This is a genomic window from Corynebacterium sp. Marseille-Q2823 (assembly GCF_903645345.1).
GTDB lineage: Bacteria > Actinomycetota > Actinomycetes > Mycobacteriales > Mycobacteriaceae > Corynebacterium > Corynebacterium hiratae.
In genome coordinates this window covers 34,668-51,777 of record NZ_CAHJXS010000012.1, presented here as the reverse complement: position 1 = coordinate 51,777, position 17,110 = coordinate 34,668, and the positions used below count along the sequence as shown (strand labels likewise).

At 59.5% G+C, this 17,110-nt stretch carries 15 protein-coding genes; 5 read left to right on the top strand and 10 right to left on the bottom strand.

The window, feature by feature from the left end; genetic code table 11:
- Positions 1-45 precede the first annotated feature (45 nt).
- Positions 46-432 carry a Fic family protein gene (locus HWX44_RS13210; RefSeq protein ID WP_217703018.1) on the bottom strand — a complete coding sequence of 129 codons (387 nt, stop codon included), beginning with the start codon at positions 430-432 and terminating at the stop codon, positions 46-48.
- Positions 432-764, bottom strand: coding sequence for a Fic/DOC family N-terminal domain-containing protein (locus tag HWX44_RS13205; protein ID WP_005530810.1), 333 nt, complete (start codon positions 762-764; stop codon positions 432-434). Before HWX44_RS13205 ends, HWX44_RS13210 begins: the two co-directional genes overlap by 1 nt.
- 354 nt (positions 765-1,118) lie before the next feature.
- Here HWX44_RS13205 and HWX44_RS12200 point away from each other — a divergent pair, with 354 nt between their 5' ends.
- A complete protein-coding gene (locus HWX44_RS12200; RefSeq protein ID WP_175974938.1) occupies positions 1,119-2,678 on the top strand; it encodes an ATP-binding protein in 1,560 nt (519 codons plus the stop codon).
- Here the strand turns inward: HWX44_RS12200 and HWX44_RS12195 are convergent.
- On the bottom strand, positions 2,653-3,303 hold the full coding sequence (locus tag HWX44_RS12195; protein WP_070745245.1) for an MOSC domain-containing protein: 651 nt from the start codon (positions 3,301-3,303) through the stop codon (positions 2,653-2,655). The genes HWX44_RS12200 and HWX44_RS12195 overlap by 26 nt on opposite strands.
- Before the next feature lie 29 nt (positions 3,304-3,332).
- Complete coding sequence (locus tag HWX44_RS12190; RefSeq protein ID WP_254868247.1) at positions 3,333-5,861, bottom strand: hypothetical protein; 2,529 nt, start codon at positions 5,859-5,861, stop codon at positions 3,333-3,335.
- Positions 5,862-5,976: 115 nt separating this feature from the next.
- Between HWX44_RS12190 and HWX44_RS12185 the strand changes: the two genes are divergently transcribed.
- Positions 5,977-6,693 (top strand): helix-turn-helix domain-containing protein, encoded by a 717-nt coding sequence (locus tag HWX44_RS12185; RefSeq protein WP_175974934.1) that lies wholly within the window; start codon positions 5,977-5,979, stop codon positions 6,691-6,693.
- A gap of 24 nt (positions 6,694-6,717) precedes the next feature.
- Positions 6,718-7,431, top strand: coding sequence for a Fic family protein (locus tag HWX44_RS12180; protein WP_254868246.1), 714 nt, complete (start codon positions 6,718-6,720; stop codon positions 7,429-7,431).
- Between the two features lie 417 nt (positions 7,432-7,848).
- Here the strand turns inward: HWX44_RS12180 and HWX44_RS12175 are convergent, their stop codons facing one another.
- Positions 7,849-8,457 (bottom strand): CueP family metal-binding protein, encoded by a 609-nt coding sequence (locus HWX44_RS12175; protein ID WP_070517622.1) that lies wholly within the window; start codon positions 8,455-8,457, stop codon positions 7,849-7,851.
- Positions 8,458-8,572: 115 nt separating this feature from the next.
- Here HWX44_RS12175 and HWX44_RS12170 point away from each other — a divergent pair, with 115 nt between their 5' ends.
- Entirely contained in the window at positions 8,573-8,953 is a 381-nt protein-coding gene (locus HWX44_RS12170; protein ID WP_070525139.1) for a zinc ribbon domain-containing protein YjdM, read from the top strand.
- Between the two features lie 376 nt (positions 8,954-9,329).
- On the opposite strand, the gene HWX44_RS12165 is transcribed toward HWX44_RS12170, so the two are convergent.
- Both HWX44_RS12165 and HWX44_RS12160 read right to left on the bottom strand, forming a co-directional pair.
- Entirely contained in the window at positions 9,330-9,713 is a 384-nt protein-coding gene (locus HWX44_RS12165; protein ID WP_070510079.1) for a type II toxin-antitoxin system VapC family toxin, read from the bottom strand.
- Positions 9,713-9,985 (bottom strand): type II toxin-antitoxin system Phd/YefM family antitoxin, encoded by a 273-nt coding sequence (locus tag HWX44_RS12160; RefSeq protein ID WP_049154824.1) that lies wholly within the window; start codon positions 9,983-9,985, stop codon positions 9,713-9,715. Before HWX44_RS12160 ends, HWX44_RS12165 begins: the two co-directional genes overlap by 1 nt.
- Before the next feature lie 199 nt (positions 9,986-10,184).
- Here HWX44_RS12160 and leuS point away from each other — a divergent pair, with 199 nt between their 5' ends.
- Positions 10,185-13,028: a leucine--tRNA ligase gene (leuS, locus tag HWX44_RS12155; protein ID WP_175974930.1), complete on the top strand. Its 2,844-nt coding sequence runs from the start codon at positions 10,185-10,187 to the stop codon at positions 13,026-13,028.
- 168 nt (positions 13,029-13,196) lie between these two features.
- Here the strand turns inward: leuS and HWX44_RS12150 are convergent, their stop codons facing one another.
- The 3 genes from HWX44_RS12150 to HWX44_RS12140 all read right to left on the bottom strand — a co-directional run bounded on the left by HWX44_RS12150 (position 13,197) and on the right by HWX44_RS12140 (position 17,103).
- Positions 13,197-13,490: a type I restriction-modification enzyme R subunit C-terminal domain-containing protein gene (locus HWX44_RS12150; protein ID WP_246818760.1), complete on the bottom strand. Its 294-nt coding sequence runs from the start codon at positions 13,488-13,490 to the stop codon at positions 13,197-13,199.
- 341 nt (positions 13,491-13,831) lie between these two features.
- Positions 13,832-15,586 (bottom strand): RNA-binding domain-containing protein, encoded by a 1,755-nt coding sequence (locus HWX44_RS12145; protein WP_368302423.1) that lies wholly within the window; start codon positions 15,584-15,586, stop codon positions 13,832-13,834.
- 233 nt (positions 15,587-15,819) lie between these two features.
- Positions 15,820-17,103, bottom strand: a complete 1,284-nt coding sequence (locus tag HWX44_RS12140; protein WP_175974928.1) for a hypothetical protein — start codon at positions 17,101-17,103, stop codon at positions 15,820-15,822.
- Positions 17,104-17,110: the final 7 nt, after the last annotated feature.

Genomic DNA, 17,110 nt, shown 5'->3' with positions numbered 1-17,110 from the left:
TCCGGATGAGGGGAATCTCGACATGCTCCCACTTATACGTGCGCTTCATGGTGAGGATTTTCCCACGCTTGATGGTGCGAAAAGGCAGGTAGCTTTCGATTTGGACCACGTACCGAGGACGAGGCATACCGGCAGAATGGTGTATTCAGTAAGTCCGCGACGCAGAAGAATCCCATGAATGAGAGCACGGCCCACACGGCCGTTGCCATCTGCAAATGGGTGAATCGTTTCGAATTGAGCGTGAGCAATCGCGGCCTGGATGAGAGCACCGTGCGAAGCGCCATCGAGGTAAAGACATAAGTCGTCCACGAGGTCATGGACTAGGCCTGGGGGCGCTGGGATGAACTCGGCCCCAATGGGTGTGTGGTTACTTCCACCAATCCAGTTTTGAATAGTGCGGAGACCAGTGGGGATAGAGCCCTTCTCCCCCATCAACTCTCTTTGGAGCTTTTCAAGAAGGCCGATGGAGATGTTGGTTCGGTGGCAAAGCTCTTCTCAATGGAACACAGAACGGTGAGGTTACGCGCAACCTCTTCCGCGCTTTCCTTAAAGCCGCGGACTTCCTCCTTTTGGGCGAGTTCCGCGAGGACAACCTTGTCGACGTTGGGCGCAATACCTTCAATGCGTGAGGAAGAAATCGCCTCAGAACGCATGAGTAAGCGGGCCACAGACTCCAACTGGCCAGAAGCAGCATGACGGTTGAGATCCAAGATCTCTCGCTCGATACGTGCTGCCCGGCTGGTGAGCTCTGGGGAAAACTCCATGCCTTACTTACAAGATGGTCAGGGACATAGACCTAAAAAGGGCCTCCGGCCTTATCGCGCCGGGGAGTGCCGGAGCCTGATTCGGGGATCCAGCTCTCGGTAACGTAGTGAGGCTTGTAGAGGCTATCCATTCGTCAGACAGCAAATGAGTGGTTGGATAACTCTTATCCAACCACTCATTGCGGTTTATGCGCTAGATAAAGCTTAAACATACGGGGTTTCAGGGCCATAATTTGGCCTCAATGAGAATGTCAATGACACCTCAATGGGAAGATCAATGAGAACTCTTGTCATTGAAGAGGAATGAAGTTAGCATTGAGCCGTCATTGTTAACATTGAGGGCGGGTATTCATCGTGAACAATTGGTCCGAGAATCAGCTGAGAGAGCTATTGGCTGAGCTTGAGTTGCGCGGCGGTGATTCAACAACAGTCGAGGTCAAAACCGCTCAAGGGGGCATTCCGGACTCTCTACCGCAGACATTGTGCGCGTTCGCAAACATGCCGAGTGGCGGCCTTATCATTCTCGGTGTCAATGAGAAAGAAGGCTTCATTGTCACTGGCATTGAGAATCCTTCGGAGATGGAGGCTGCTCTGGCCTCGCAGGCGCGTCATGCCATCACCCCTCCAGTCACAGTGCATACCGACAGTGTGGCAATAGATGGCACGCATGTCGTGATTGCGGAGGTTACGGGTCTTCCGATTATTGATAAGCCTGCTATCTACAGGGGAGAAGCGTATCTTCGAATGGCTGATGGGGACTACCGTATGAGTGCCTCGGAGCTGCGCATGATGGACGTGGCAAAGCTGCATGCCGAAGAGGCAGTGTCCTATGACACGACGATTGTGGAAGGCACGAGCCTTGCAGACCTAGATAGCGACGTGGTGCAAGATTTCTTGGTTCAGGCGCGGAGAATGAATCGGCGACTATCGGGACTTACTCAAGATGAGGACGTCTTACGGGCGCTAGCGGTGACAACCGCGACTGGAGAGCTGACCCTTGCTGGCCTGTATGCGCTGGGTTTCTATCCCCAAGGACATTTTCCCTCCTTAGCAGTAACGGTGGCGCAAAGGCTACCAAATGGTTCGAAGCACGGGCGAGTGCTGGGGTTGGAGACCTTTGAGGGGCCCGTTCCGGTGCTGTTGAACTCGGTAATGGGATGGGTAAGGCAACGTTTAGCCGCCGTACGGCGATATCGAGAGGACGGATCAATGGTGGAAGTTCCTGAACTTCCCCTTCCGGCCATTCGAGAGGCCGTGGCTAATGCATTGGTGCACCGTGATCTTGGGCCAAATACGTTGGGTGCGGGTAAATCGATTGATGTCCGCCTACTGCCGGACAAGATGGTTATCTCCAGTCCAGGAGGCCTACGGGATCTGACGGTTGAACAGCTCAAGTCGAGAGATCTGGCGCGCCAGGAGATTAACCAGCGGCTCTATAGACTGTGCCGATATCTCAAAGCAGACGATGCCTCTTTTGTTATTGAGGGCGAAGGCGGCGGCGTGCAGCTCATGCTGGATGCCGCGCGAGAGCAAGGACTACCGGAGCCTGACCTGATAGATTCTGGCGTGCAATTTACGGTGAAAATGTGGCGGCCGGACACTCGTGGAGAGGCCCGTATCTGGGAGCCACTACGCAAGGAGGAATCAGGCACCGGCCCGGAACGACGAGTGGATGCACCAGTGACCTTGGAACGCCTGGGTGTTAACGCCCCGCGCGTAGCGGAGGCGCTGCGTACGGCGGCACAACCGCTGTCTATCGGCGAAATAGAAACAGCCACAAACCTTACTCGAGCGCAGGTCCGATATGCGCTGAAGTCACTGGTGAAGGCACGATTCGTGCGTATGGATGGCACGCGCGGTTCACAAGCGACAACCTATGAATGGCTAGCTAACCGCGGGGCTGCAGGCGCTTAACCAGCTGATCGTGGTGGACTGCGGCAAGGCAGCCGGCGTCCACGACGCGCCGGGCTAGCTCCTTGTCCCCCATCTTGGCCGCGAAGGCCATGCCCATGGTGATGTCATGGTCGGGGCGGCCGATAAGCGTAATTTCATCGCCAGGAGTGATGCGGCCGGGTTCGATGATGCGCAGGTAGGAACCGCAATCACCGCGCTCCGTGAAGGACTTGAGCCAACCGGGCTCGTCCATCCAGCCGGAGAAGGTGGCACAAGGCGTGCGCGGGATAGACACTTCAAGCACGCACTCCCCCACCTGAATCTGCTGGTTGATCAGCATATTCGACCAAGAAATCCCTTCGGTGGTGAGGTTCTCCCCGAAGTAGCCATCACGCAGCACGCGGTTGAGCGTGCCCTCCCAGTAATCGAGCTCCTCACGGGCCACCGCATACACGGCCTTCTCAGCGCCGCCGTGGTGGGCGTGGTCACCGATGGAATCCCCCACCACGCCAGAGCCGTCACCGTAGTTGGGCCCGGGTATTTCCAGATCCAGGAGGGGGCGTGGCTGCTTATCGATGCCCGTGTACTCGTGCCGCCCGTGCGGCTCGGGGCGGCGGACAGCGACGTTCGTGGAGATAACCTTCATGCTCACCCATTGTGGCACACCTCACGGGCTTACAGGTCGCGATCGTGGAAGAGCGCCTCCGCAGTCACGAGGTCGTAGAAGAAGAGGCGGGGGGCGAGGGGGAGGACGTCGGCAAGCATGGGCATGTCCTCCTTGAGCAGCGGGCTTTCCATGATGATGTCATTCGCCGCAGCGCGGGAGGCTAGGGCGAAGGCATAGGAAATATAGGGCATCCAGGCCGCTGCATTGAGCTCGTCGGCGGTGTTTCCGCTGGCAAAGGCGCCCAACGCGATGAGGGTGTGGTTGACGGACATGTCAACGCCCGCGTTTTGCACCAGCGAGGCCAGTGCCGTGGCGTCCTTGCGCAGGTGCTCGATGGTGCCCAGCGCATCGAGGGCGCCGTTGTTGGCAAAGCACTCGCGCAGCGCGGCGACGCGGCCGGCCTCCCCCATCGGGTCATCGACGGGCGGTGTGGGGCTGTGAATGGTCGCAGCATTGAGTAGCATCGGGCGGGTCAGTCCATCAGCGCCGGACTCGCGCACGGCGGTGAGCTCGGGGTTCTCGCTGGCGGAGGGATCGAGGAGGAGATCCAGGTAGCTATCGACGCCGGATTCGGCAGTGGGCTCCAGCGGGGAGTGGAACAAGCGCGTGCGCGCGAGCGAGCGGGCCTGCTGGTTCACGCTAACGCCAGTGCGCGCCAGGGCGTGGAGTGCAGCTTCCGGTTGGGCGCGCAGGCGATCAATGGTGCTGTCGAACATCGCCTGCAGCTTCGGGTTCGGGCTGCGCTGTGAAAGCACGTGAAGGGCGCGGAAGGTGCCCCAGAGCTGTTCCGGAGTCCAATCCTTTGAGGCCAGAGCTGCGGGAGAGCCTTCCGGCGTGATCACGATGGAGGCGCTGGAGGGGCGTGCAGGGGCGGCGAGGTTGGAGGAGGCGCGGAGTTCGCGGACGTCGACAAGCAGCGAGCCATGCTCAGCAAGCTCCGCGGGCAGTTCAAACCCCTCTTCGGTGGGCGTGAGTTGGGTGGGCGCTACGGTGGGCTCGGCCAATGGCCAGGCCCAGCCCACTAAATCTGCCTGCGGTTCTGCGTTCTGCTCGATGATAATCTCATCGCCGTTGAGTAGGCCGCGGCTGACGAACGGGGACTTGCGGACGGTGGCCAGCGCCGCATAGATCAAGCTGGTGGATGCGGAAGCCTCGTACTCGACGATGCGCCGCTCCAAGCTGCGGGACTCGTGGGCCGCGCGCTCCTCCGCCGGGAGCGAATCCAGGTAGTCCTCGTAGGACAGCGTGGACCACATGAGGAAAAGTTCGGCAGAGGGCTGCTTGCGCACGGCGTTGGCCAGCGCGGCGTTGGGAACGGCGAGGCTGGTGACCGCCTGCGTTGTCTTCGAGGTGCGCGCCAGCTCCTTGATTTTCTGCCGGCCATCGATGGTGACGAACTTCGCCAGCGGCAGCGGGCGCGGCGAGTGGACGGTGAACATGTCGTCCTGATCGAGCTGGCCGGCAAAAATCACCGGCTTATCGGAGTGCTCGGTGGGCTCTAGGCCGATGCGCTTGACGCGGCTGAACAGGGCCTCGGGCCAGACATCGAATTCCAGTTCATAGCCGGCCTCGCTGGCCACGACCTCGCGGCGCGAGACTTCGGTGTCCTCGAAGGTGCGCAGGCCCTTCTCCAACGCGATGGGCTTCTTCGGCGGGGAAGCCAACGTGTAGCTGAAGGCCGAGTGCGCGCCGAGAGCATCGATGATGCGGAAATCCATGCCGCGCGGACCGTCGTTGGTGGCGCGCATGTGGAGGCCCTCGGCGAGGGAGATGAAGCGGACGTCGACAAGCTCCTCGTCGTGCCAGAGCGACACCTTGTAGCGGCCCACCCACGGGTCTTCGTAGAGGTCACCCGGGAAAGGCTCGGCGATGCCCGCGTCGAAGGTCTGCTCCGAAATCTCCTCTTGCTCGCCGCCGAGGGGCGCATAGGTGAGATCGATGCGCCACTCCCCTTCCGTGATGAGATGCACGCGCGGGGACTTGGTGAACACGGGCTCGTTGTCGAGGCCACGGGCGTTGGGCAGGATGGCGACGTCAAAGTCCCACTCAAAATCGCCGTGCTTGGCGACGTCAACCGGTTCCCTCTGCGGCACCCTGACCTGATCCGGCAGTGGGCCCACTTCCCAGCCGGCCCAGATGCCGAGCGGCTTAGCGTCTTTGAGGGTGCCCTGCGGCGCGATAAGCGTGGTGCGGTCATAGACGATGAAGGGCGCGTCCTCGGTGATGCCGGTGAAGGTGATGGTTTCGATGAGGTCCTCATCCCCATCGTGCAGGGTGACCTCGATGCGGGTGAACGGCCCAGGGATGCCGACTTCCAGCGGCTCGTCGGTGGCGAATTCGCGCACCGAGTGGGGGCGATCGATGAAATGGGACTTGACCACCCACCGCGGATCCGTCAGCTCCGCTTCGGGGTACGTAGCGGGCAGCTGAAGCATGAGGATGTTGCTTCCCCGGCGCAGTGAAATCCGGGGGCCCTGTTCGATGAAATCAGTGGTGACCAACGGCGTTGTGGGAAGTGAATAGATCTCCGCGCTCATTTTTTTCATCATAGGACACCGTGGGGTGCTGTTGCCATGTCGCTGGTAGAGGGCTTGATTGTCCTAACGGTAGGACAGGTGTCCTAAGCATAGGACAGCTGGCTATAGTGGGGCTATGGACCCATTACAACTCCTCAAGAAAAGCCCGCTGAGCCTTAGCGAAATCTCGCGGCGCTCGGGAGTGTCACGAAATACGCTCAATCTGTGGTTGCGTGGGGCAGCTCAACCGAGTTTGGCCGGGTTGGCCAAGGTAATGCGCGTGCTCGGATACGAGGTTTCCGTACAGGTACACCGCATGAGTGATGCCGCGGCCGCGACAGCCGCCCGAGTGCTTCTTGGGGAACTCGCCAGTGAGGAGCCGGACGTTAAAGCCTGGATTGACCGCTTTGTGCAGTGGGGTGACGCTCCGGCCGGCGGCGGTAGCTACCGGGCTCTCATGGAACGGGCCGCGTGGGCCTCCAACCCATATGGCCGCCACGGGGCTCTCCACTTCTTACCGTCAAATCCCATAACGATTGCTTCAGCGGTTGATGCGAGTGGGCAAACTTGGGCGATGTCGGGTGCTTTTGCAGCGCAACGAGTCGCGGGGCAGATCGCAGGTGAAGAAGAACCTCAATCAACATTGATCTGGTGCACAAATCCAGCAGACATCGTGCCCTCGTTGCCCACTCGGATTCGCGCGAGTGCTGAGCACGTATCCGGAGGAATCACCCTCGTGCCTGTCGCTGGTGAAGAGCTCACGGGCGCAACAAAAGAATCAGGAATACACTACGTGTCACCGCACCAGCTTGCTATTGATGTGCGCGCTGAAAACTATGTGGGAGGGGCATAGGTGATGAGAAGAGCGACGAGCCGCGTGAGCTGGGAGTACCATGAGCGGCCGCAGGTTTCGGAGTTGGGGACCGACCGTGCGTTATTTCGACTAACCAAGCAACTTCCTGACTTGGTGTGGAACGCTGCCGCGCTGGAAGGAAACACGTTCACCCTCCCAGAAGTCCGTACGTTGCTCGATGGCGTCACGGTGGGTGGAAAGGCGCTTGCTGAACAGCAACAGATCTTGGACTTGTCAGAAGCTTTCAACCTGCTCCATGAGCTGGTCCTCAAAGAGGAATGTGCGGTGGATAAAGCCACCAGTAACGCACTCCATGCCGTGCTAGCAAGGAACGAGGCCCTGGACGCTGGTCTTTTCCGTGGTGAAGGCCATGTGGAGGGAGATGGCGGTGGAGTGCGGCTCATGGATGGCGGGTTCATCCCTTTCGACCCTGCTGATGAATTGGGTGAAGCTCATGCCGATTTGCTGGTCTCCCTTCAAGGTCTTGAAAACCCAGTCGAGCAAGCGTTGGCCTATTTCTGCTCTGCCACGCGTAGCCAGTTTTACTTCGATGGAAACAAGCGAACCGCACGGCTTGTGGCGTCAGGCCTCTTGATGAGCAATGGCTACGCAGCACTTAATATCCCTAATGCGAGAAGGCTGGAATTCAACCTTGCCCTCGATGAACTGTTCCGATCCGATGACGCTACGACCTTGATGGACTTCCTGTATGACTGCCTAGAGGAGTCCTCCCAGTAAGCGCAGTAGGCCCTCCGCTTCCGAAGCGGAGGGCCTACGTGGGGGCTGAATGCTCAGCGCATCCTTTAGTGCATAGTGCTGTAGTGCTTAGCGGAACATCTTCTGCAGAGCGGAGAAGTCAGCCTTGACCACGCCGACAGACTGCAGGAATGCGGCGATGGCGCCGAGCAGGGCAGCCACAACGCCTGCGCCCAAGAAGCCGGCGCCGACGGGGTGGCGTGGCTAAAAGGAACAGAGTGGACGACACCAGCGGACTTGTTGTGGTCAATTGCCTGCTCGGAGATTTCTTCAGGGAGTGGCCGTATGGGGACTTGCCCAGAACACTGTTGACGTCGGCAAGCACTGCGTGGACACCATAAAAACGACAAACGGTGAACCCCAGGAGGTGGGATTCACCGTGGTGAGTGAATGGGCAGATTATGCCATCTGCAGCGTGGTCACGCAGGTACCGCCTTCGTCAGAGGTATCCAGGGGAACCTCGCCGGTCTTGCCGTCCTGTTCGATGGTGATGGTGCCCTTCTTGTCGGCCGGCAGCCAGTAGCCAATGAAGCCGTTGTCGAACGTCGTCGTGTCCTCGTTGACCAGCTCGTTTCCTTCATCATCCGTGATGGTGACGTGGATGTCTTCCTGGCTGAGCTCACCGGTGCAGGTGGTCAGGGAGTGGTTGAAGCAGTCGTGCGTACGGGAGAGGTACGGCGCAATAGAGAGGTAGAACTTGTCCTCCGGCAGCGGCAGGGAGGCCTGACCCTGTTCAGTAGCGAGGATGAGCTCGTTCGGGCGCACGGATGCGAGGAGATCGCTATTGCGCTCGTCCTTGGACTGGCGGTCCAGCTTGTCCACGATTTCCTGGCCATCCAACCCTTCGAGATCGAACTCGGCGAGGATCTCCTCGGCAGGCACCTGTTGGATGTCGGTGCTGGAAGCGGCGCTTTTCGAGGCTTCACTCGGTACGGGGCTGTCAGTAGAGCAAGAGGACAGGGTGATGGCTGCGGCGCAGGCAGTGGTGAGGGCGATGAGGCGTTTCATAAGTCTTCCGAATGGGTCCGATTATGTTGACCCAAGCCTATACCCCACTGGGGTATCAATCAAAGGAATGAGAGAAGGATCATCTTTTCGCGCTACGCAGGCTAAACTTTTTCCTATGTCTGATACTTCGGCCGCAACTCTGCCGCCCTGCCCCGAATGCTCCTCTGAGTACACCTACGAAATGCCGCCGCTTATCGTCTGTCCGGAGTGTGCGCACGAGTTCTCCGCCGACTCTGCTGATGCTTCGGCCGCGGAAGGAAGCGAACCGACCATCGTCGACTCCGTGGGCAACGCGCTTGCTGACGGCGACACGGTCACCATCACCAAAACCCTTAAGGTCAAGGGCGCGCAGCAGCCGCTGAAGGCCGGCACGAAGGTGCGCGGCATCCGCCTGAACTTCGACGCCGGCACCGGCCAGGAAGACCACAACATTGATTGCCGGATTGATGGTTTTGGCGCGATGAAGCTGAAGCCTGCTGTGGTGAAGAAGGTTTAGTAGTGAAGACGATGTAGGGCTACCCCAGGACTTTTACTGGTCCCGACTTGGGTCATGGGGTGGGTGAGCACCGACTTGCTTGAGACCGCTGCCTTTTGTCAGACGCCTCCTGCAGGTCGATGGAGGCGCGCAGACGTTGCGCGCTGCGAGGGGAGCAAAGAAGGTAATCCGCTTCGCGAAGATGCGTACAGTGTTCTACGGGAACGGTCGTTGTGTCCCGACTTAGGTCATCGGGCAGGTGCCGCAACGTCACTCTTGACGCTGCTACCTTGCATTTTTCGACGGCGGGGTGGAGTTGTTCCGCACCAATTTGGCCTAAGTCGGGTTGGTAGTGAAGACGACGTAGAGGTACCCCCAAGACTTGTATTGGTGGTCGTCACTGTGGCGAGGGAAAGACAGCAAAACCTTGAGACTGGGCAGCGGCGTGGAGCTGTTTGTCGTAGGTGAAAAAGGTCAGGGTGAGGCCAGCGTCGCGGAGAAGACAGGCGCTCGCCAGGTGGATGGCATCCAGGGAGCGAACGCCGGTCAGCGAGCAAGCTCGACGAATGACCTCATCGCTGATGCCAACTTTGGAGACCCCCTCCGTGAACTTCCGGTAACCGGCGCCGGTGAGGCCACTGCGCTGCCACACTTTAGATAACTCGATGTCAATGAGTGCAGAAGAAAACAGTTGCTGGCCTTCAAGGAGTGCAGCGACTTCGGAGCTTTCGCGCTCGGGCAAGGCCAACTTCGCTAGTGCCGAAGTATCGACGTAGATCATCACAAGCGGTCTTCCCTATCCAGTAGCGATACAACGTCTGTCCCGGAAGGCAGATAGTCTGTGGTGCTTGGCTGTGAGTAAGGCTTCGGGTTGTGGCTCAGGATTCCGGCAGCTACTAACTGCTCCACGGGGCTATCTAGAGATGAAATGGGAACAACGCGAGCAATGGGCCGATTGCGGTCGGTGATGACCACGCTTTGACCTGTAGCGGCAACTTCGCGAACGATGTGGCCAGAACGCTGGTTGAGTTCGCGCAAAGAAATGTTGGTCATTGCTCCAACCGCCTTTCCTTATTGGCTGGTGACTGTAAAAAGTTAAATGTAGAACAGTAGAACAATGGTGATTTTAGTGGCAGAGCTTAGAGGGGACAAGGGGGGCGTCGTCAGTTGCGTGGCCGCGCTGCGGAACGGAATTGCGGCCTAGCTGGGTCTAACTGGGGAGATGTCCGTGCGGTGACTACACTGTCTAACCATGACTAACCCGAGCGATAACACCACCCACCGCTACACGCCGGAGCTCGCCGCGCAGATTGAAAGTGCCTGGCAGCAGTACTGGAAGGATAACGGCACCTTTAATGCGCCGAACCCAGTTGGGCCGCTCGCGGAGGACGGTAAGGAACTTCCCGCGGAGAAGATGAACATTCAGGACATGTTCCCCTACCCCTCCGGCGCGGGCCTTCACGTAGGCCACCCGCTGGGTTATATCGCCACGGATACTTATGCCCGCTTTAACCGCATGCTGGGCAAGAACGTCCTGCACACGCTGGGTTATGACGCCTTTGGCCTGCCGGCTGAGCAGTACGCCATCCAGACTGGTACGCACCCGCGCACCACCACGGAGGCGAATATCAACAATATGCGCCGCCAGCTGGGCATGCTGGGGCTGGGCCACGATCCGCGCCGCTCGGTGGCTTCGACTGACCCGGAGTTTTATAAGTGGACGCAGTGGATTTTCCTGCAGATTTATAACTCCTGGTTTGATGAGGAGCAGCAGAAGGCACGCCCGATTTCTGAGCTCATCAAGGAACTTGAGGTGGGCAAGCGCACCACCAAGGATGGTCGCTACTACGCGGATCTGAGCAAGGAAGAGCAGCGCAAGGCGCTCGATGAGTTCCGTCTGGTCTACCTGTCCAACTCCACCGTGAACTGGTGCCCGGGCCTGGGCACGGTGTTGGCCAACGAGGAGGTCACCGCGGAGGGCAAGTCCGAGCGCGGTAATTTCCCGGTCTTCCGCAAGAACCTGCGCCAGTGGATGATGCGCATTACCGCCTACTCCGACCGTCTGCTCGATGACCTGGAGCTTCTGGATTGGCCGGAGAAGGTCAAGTCCATGCAGCGCAACTGGATTGGCCGCTCCCGCGGCGCGGAGGTCACCTTCCACGCTGAGGGCTACGACATCGACGTCTTCACCACCCGCCCGGATACCCTGTTCGGCGCGGAGTACGTGGTGCTGGCCCCGGAGCACGAGCTTGTCGACGCCCTCCTCTCCCCCATCCCATACGAGGATGATGTCGACGAGCGCTGGACCTTCGGCCACGATGATCCGAAGGAGGCTGTGGAGGCCTACCGTGCTTCCATCGCCGCGAAGTCTGACCTGGAGCGCCAAGAGAACAAGGAAAAGACCGGCGTCTTCCTGGGCACCTATGCCACCAACCCGGTCAACGGCAAGCAGGTCCCGATCTTCATCGCGGACTACGTCCTGACCGGCTACGGCACCGGCGCCATCATGGCGGTCCCGGCGCACGATACCCGTGACTACGAGTTCGCCACCGTCTTTGGCCTGCCCATTACGGAGGTCGTCGCTGGCGGCGACATCACCAAGGAGGCCTATACCGAGTCCGGCAAGGCCGTGAACTCCGCCAACGATTCCCTGGACATCAACGGTATGTCCAAGGACGAGGCCATCGCCGCCATCATCCCGTGGCTGGAGGAGCAGGGCGTGGGCCGCGAGAAGATCCAGTACAAGCTGCGTGACTGGCTGTTTGCCCGCCAGCGCTACTGGGGCGAGCCCTTCCCCATCGTCTATGACGAGGCCGGTCAGGCCTACCCGCTGCCGGAGTCGATGCTGCCCATTGAGCTGCCGGAGGTAGAAGACTACAAGCCGGTGTCATTCGACCCAGATGATGCCGATTCCTCCCCGCAGCCGCCGCTGGCCAAGGCCCGCGAGTGGGTTGAGGTGGAGCTCGACCTAGGCGATGGCCCGAAGACCTACTACCGCGACACCAACGTCATGCCGCAGTGGGCAGGTTCTTCCTGGTACCAGCTGCGCTACATCGATCCGACGAACGATGAAGTCTTCTGCGATCTGGAGAACGAGCGCTACTGGACGGGCCCGCGCACAGAAGAGCACGGCGCCAACGATCCGGGCGGCGTAGACCTCTACGTCGGTGGCGTTGAGCACGCTGTGCTGCACCTGCTCTACTCGCGCTTCTGGCACAAGGTTCTCTTCGACCTGGGCTACGTGAGCTCCAAGGAGCCCTACCGCCGCCTGTACAACCAGGGCTACATCCAGGCCTACGCCTACACCGATTCCCGTGGCGTCTACGTCCCGGCCGCCGAGGTAGTAGAACGCGATGGCGCGTTCTACTACGGGGATGAAGAGGTCAACCAGGAGTACGGCAAGATGGGCAAGTCCCTGAAGAACTCCGTGGCCCCGGATGACATCTGCAACGAGTACGGTGCCGATACCCTGCGTGTGTACGAGATGTCGATGGGCCCGCTGGATACCTCCCGCCCGTGGGCAACAAAGGACGTCGTCGGTGCGCAGCGCTTCCTCCAGCGCCTGTGGCGCCTGGCTATCGATGAGAACTCCGGCGAGCTGTGCACGACGGACGCGGAGCTTTCCGACGATGACCTGAAGCACCTCAACCGCACCATCGCCGGCGTACGCGATGACTACGAGAACCTGCGCCTGAACACCGTGGTGGCCAAGCTCATCGAGTACGTGAACTACCTGACCAAGGCCTACCCGAAGGGCGCTCCGCGCGCCGCTGTGGAGCCCTTGGCCCAGCTGGTCTCCCCTGTTGCCCCGCACATCGCGGAGGAACTGTGGAAGCGCTTTGGTCACGATGAGACCGTGACCTACGAGGCCTTCCCGGAGTTCGACGAGAAGTACCTGGTTGATGATGAGATCGAGGTTCCGGTGCAGATCAACGGCAAGGTCAAGGCCCGCGTCATGGTGCCTGCCGACGCCGACCAAGCCACCGTCGTGGGCATTGCCAAGGACGATGAGCGCATTGCGGAACTCACCGCTGGCAAGAACGTGGTCAAGGAGATTTACGTTCCGGGCCGCATGGTCAACCTCGTTGTGAAGTAACTCGCCCCAAGAAAGCGCCGTTCCTGCGGTTACTCCGGCACCGCCTCTGAGGTGCCTCAGGAACGGTCTTAGGGGCACCTCATCCACGCTGTGTTCAATGCGCGCTCTAGGCGCTCCTTGATGTCATGGATGGTGGCCACGTTGCCGTCAAAGGCGTCGAAGGGGGAACTATAGTTGTCGTAAGGTGCTCTCAAAGAGCTCCGCGACAGTGACGATTCCGTTGTGGACTAACCCGCCGATGATCTGGTTCATGAAGGCCAGCTGCACCGAGTTCAGGCGTGCGCCGTCCATCATGTCCGCAAACGCGGAACGCGCCGCGGATTCGTCCAACCCGATGATGGTGCGGACTAAGCGGGGAAGGCCCACGCCGAGCTGTTCCTCCAGGGCGGGGGAGACCGCGACTAAATTCCCCAGCTCATCGGCTAAATCCATGACCGCGGCCTTGCGCGTGTCACGGTCCATGCCATTAGTAAAAGCTATCTTCTATTAAGTAGCCATATGTAATTTTCGGGGCGTCAGATGCGGGTTTGGCGCTCCTTCTTTGAGTCCAAAACATGGACGTGCGCATTCCCTCGAGCGTGGATTTTCAAAAAATCCCTTGCCTGGTTCACCTCTCTTCGGTATCCATTTCCCAGGAAGTTGTTTTTCTGAGGCTTGAGTGTCGCGAAAAACAACTCTTAAACAACTTTGCCAACAACTGTGTCTAGTTTAGAGCTCCCCTTTGTTGTGAAAAAGCAGGTCAGGCAGGTTGTTGCTGGTTGTTTGCAGTTGTTTCGAGGTTGTTGTGGGTTGTTTGTCGTTGTCTAAGGTTTTCGCCTACGGGGCGATCCAGCGGGTGTTTGGGCCGCGCTGTGGTCCGGCAGGTCGATGATGGCGCGGCCGAGAGTGCGCAGGTGGCGCAGGATATTGGTGACTTCAGTTCGGCTGAGTCCAGTGTCTTCAGCAAGTTCGGAAGAACGTAAAGACTCACCGGACTTCAGGCGTTCCTCTATCCACTCCTGGACGCTGACAGTAGATAGATCCCCCGGGGATTCCTTGCCCATTGCCTTACGCGCGAAGTCGCTCAGCACCCATTCTTTGGCATCCCTTACCTTTGTCAACAGGTCCTTTTCCTCGAGGACCGCCACGAGTTCCTCCATTTCGATGTCGGAAGTTTGAGTCTTTTTCTTTATCTGGTCGGCGGTGATAAGCGGAGCTTCCCACAAGTGCTTCAGTGTGAGGAGGGTATTAAGGTTGCCGATGAGTTGGGCTCCCTTGACGTCCGCCAGGCGCTGTAGGCATCGAACGAAATCGACATCTGGCTTTCCTGCGGACATGATGACCTCCACATCAGTGTCGGTGGCATCAACCTGTGGAATCTCACGACCAGTGGACAACATCGCGGCCCACATGCGGTCAAAACCGCGAGAAGACTCCTCCGCGAGGCCAAGCATGCGCATGCTTGCCATCAGACGCGGATTGCGAGGAATGGACTGAGTAGTGAGGAGACGATGGGGTTCCACGCCCACGGGTAGCGGCCCGGGTGAGAATATCTTCAGGGTCCGGGGTGATTGCTCAATGACGATGGGGCGGGAGAGCTGCCAATCGCGGTGAATAACCGCATTGGTGACGGCTTCATCCACGGCCTGCGACGGGAAGCGAGGAATGGCGAATTCTTGACCGTTATCCAGCTGGACGCGTTCGACCTCTTCGTCGCCGCGCTCAGCGATGAGGCGGCGGACTTGGGGGAGTGCCTGGATAAGCGGTGCAGAAATTTCAGTAACTTGCGGGTCGGCGCCCACCATCGGGCGCCACAGGTGGCGGATTATCACCTGGGGAACCTCTGGTGGGAGCAGGAGAATTTCGCCGGCACGCTTGAGCCGGCCAGCCTCGTCGATAAGTCCCAACTCGCGGAGGAGGCCCGTGGTCGTCTCGGGTGCGTGTGCGCTTTCGCCCGAGCGGCTGCGCTTTACCTGGAGGAGTCGTCGCGCTTCGTTGAGTGACGCAAGATCGATGTCTTGTGTGGCCTTCTGGGACAGGGAGTTGGAAAAGTCGGGGTTGGCGCGCACACGTGAAATAGCGCGACGTAGCTCTTCGGGGACGGGGGTGCAATCTGTTCCCACGCGGCGGGAAGCCTGCCCCTTCTTGCGACGATAGAAGGACAGGGCTTCCGGGATGCGAACAAGAACAAGGCGGCAGCCGCGGTAGTCGAATTCGGTCGCTTCAACCCTCAGATTGGGCTCTGTTCCGTGGAAAACTTTCTTCTCGATCCTTCCCGGATCCATTGCCGTTCCCGAGAAACCTGCGGGGCCGGGTGTCTTGTCGGCGACACCGAGGACAATGTGCCCAGAACCGGTGTCGCCGTTAGCAAAGCACACGGACTCGTCGATAAGTTTTTCAATGATGTCGCCGTCCGGATTCCCGCTGCGGCGAGCGCCCATCTGGCGGGCGGCGGGGTCCTCTTTGAATTCGAGGACCTCTGATTCCACCGCGTCGGCCTTCGCCCCGGCCCAGATTGCATCCAGGGCATCGCGGACGTGGGCGGGGAGAAAATCAAGCTCGGGAACTGTTGAGTCCATGTTCTTATTGTACATTTCCCCAGGAAGTTGTTTTTCTGAGGCTTGAGTGTCGCGAAAAACAACTCTTAAACAACTTTGCCAACAACTGTGTCTGGTTTAGCGCTCCTATCGGTTGGAAAAGCGCAGTTCAAAAGGGTTATTGCTGGTTGTTTGTAGTTGTTTCGAGGTTGTTGTGAGTTGTTCGCGGTAGTTGTAGGCAGCGGCATGCGGCCTGGAGGGGGGCTGAACCAGGGCTAATCCAGCTCTTGGTTCAGCTCCTGGCGCACTTTGGCGATGATCTCGCCGAGGAAGCCCTCGCACCCATCGGTGATGTCAGGGAATGTGGAATCATCCTCGATGACGCCGAGCGTGAACAGCAGATCGCGGGTGATGGCGTGCGTGTAGTCGTATTCTGGGTTGAACTCCCACTCTCCACGGAATAAATGGACTAGTTCGAAGGAGAGCTGAGGAATGCCCTCCGGTTCCGCGTAGGCATAAGGGATATTGTTCATGATGACCTGCGTTGCCCAGAGCGGATCGCTCATGGCCTTGCGGCCATTTTTAGTGAGCTTGATCTGCGTCGTCGTGGTCTTGAGCCAATCCAGGTCCGTGAGGAATCCGCGCAGGTTCAGCAGCGGCTGGTGGTAGTCCTCGCGCTTGACATCATCAAAATCATTGGGGCTGTTCAGGCCTTCCTTGAGGCGAGCGACAGCCGCCTGCTTCAGGTAGCCGGCCCCGGTGAGGCGCGGAAATTCTTCGATGACCTCGAGGTATTCGCGCACGCGTTGGCCTACGTGGGCGGCGATGGCGTCGTCAAGCGCCGGCAGCTCGTAGTCGGGGCGCAGCTCCGGGTAGGCCTCGTGGATTTCCGCGCGCCATTCCTCCAGCATCTCCGAGGACGGCACCGGGATGTCTTCGAAAGGAGTGGAGCGGAAAGGATCAAGAGGGAGATCCCCAGGCAGCGCGGGCTTGGTGCCGCCTTCCAGATTGGCGGCCTCCGTGCCCATGGTGGCCAGGCGCTGTGCTACTGCCGGCGGGAAGAACGTGGTGAGGCGCTGATGGATTTGGTCCAGGGTGTAGTTGGGGAAGAGCGCGAAGATGCGCTCCATGCTTTCCGTGGGCACGGCCATGTAGGCCATGGTGGCTTGAACGTCGAGGACCACCTTGAACATCGCCTCGGCACTGCCCAGCTCACTCATGAGATCAGGACCCTCGCCGGCGATGAGGGCTGGCAGCCCCATGACGACGCGTGAGGTGTCCGCCACGCTGATGCTGATACTCCAGGCGCCGTCCGAGGGGTGGTAGTGCGCTACTTCCCGGAATGTTTCGAAAAAGTCTTGGTCAATGATGGTGAGGACGTCGATCGGCGTGCCTTCCTCACCCACGAGGATTCCCGGATGAGAGGGCTCAAGGCCGAGTGCAGCGTGGACGATGATCATCATTTCGCCCACGGTGAGTTCGGCGGGGGCGGCGACGAAGCGGGACGTGGTGAAGAAGGGATTCTCCACGTCGATGCGGACGTTCCTGGCGAGGTTCATAGTGCCC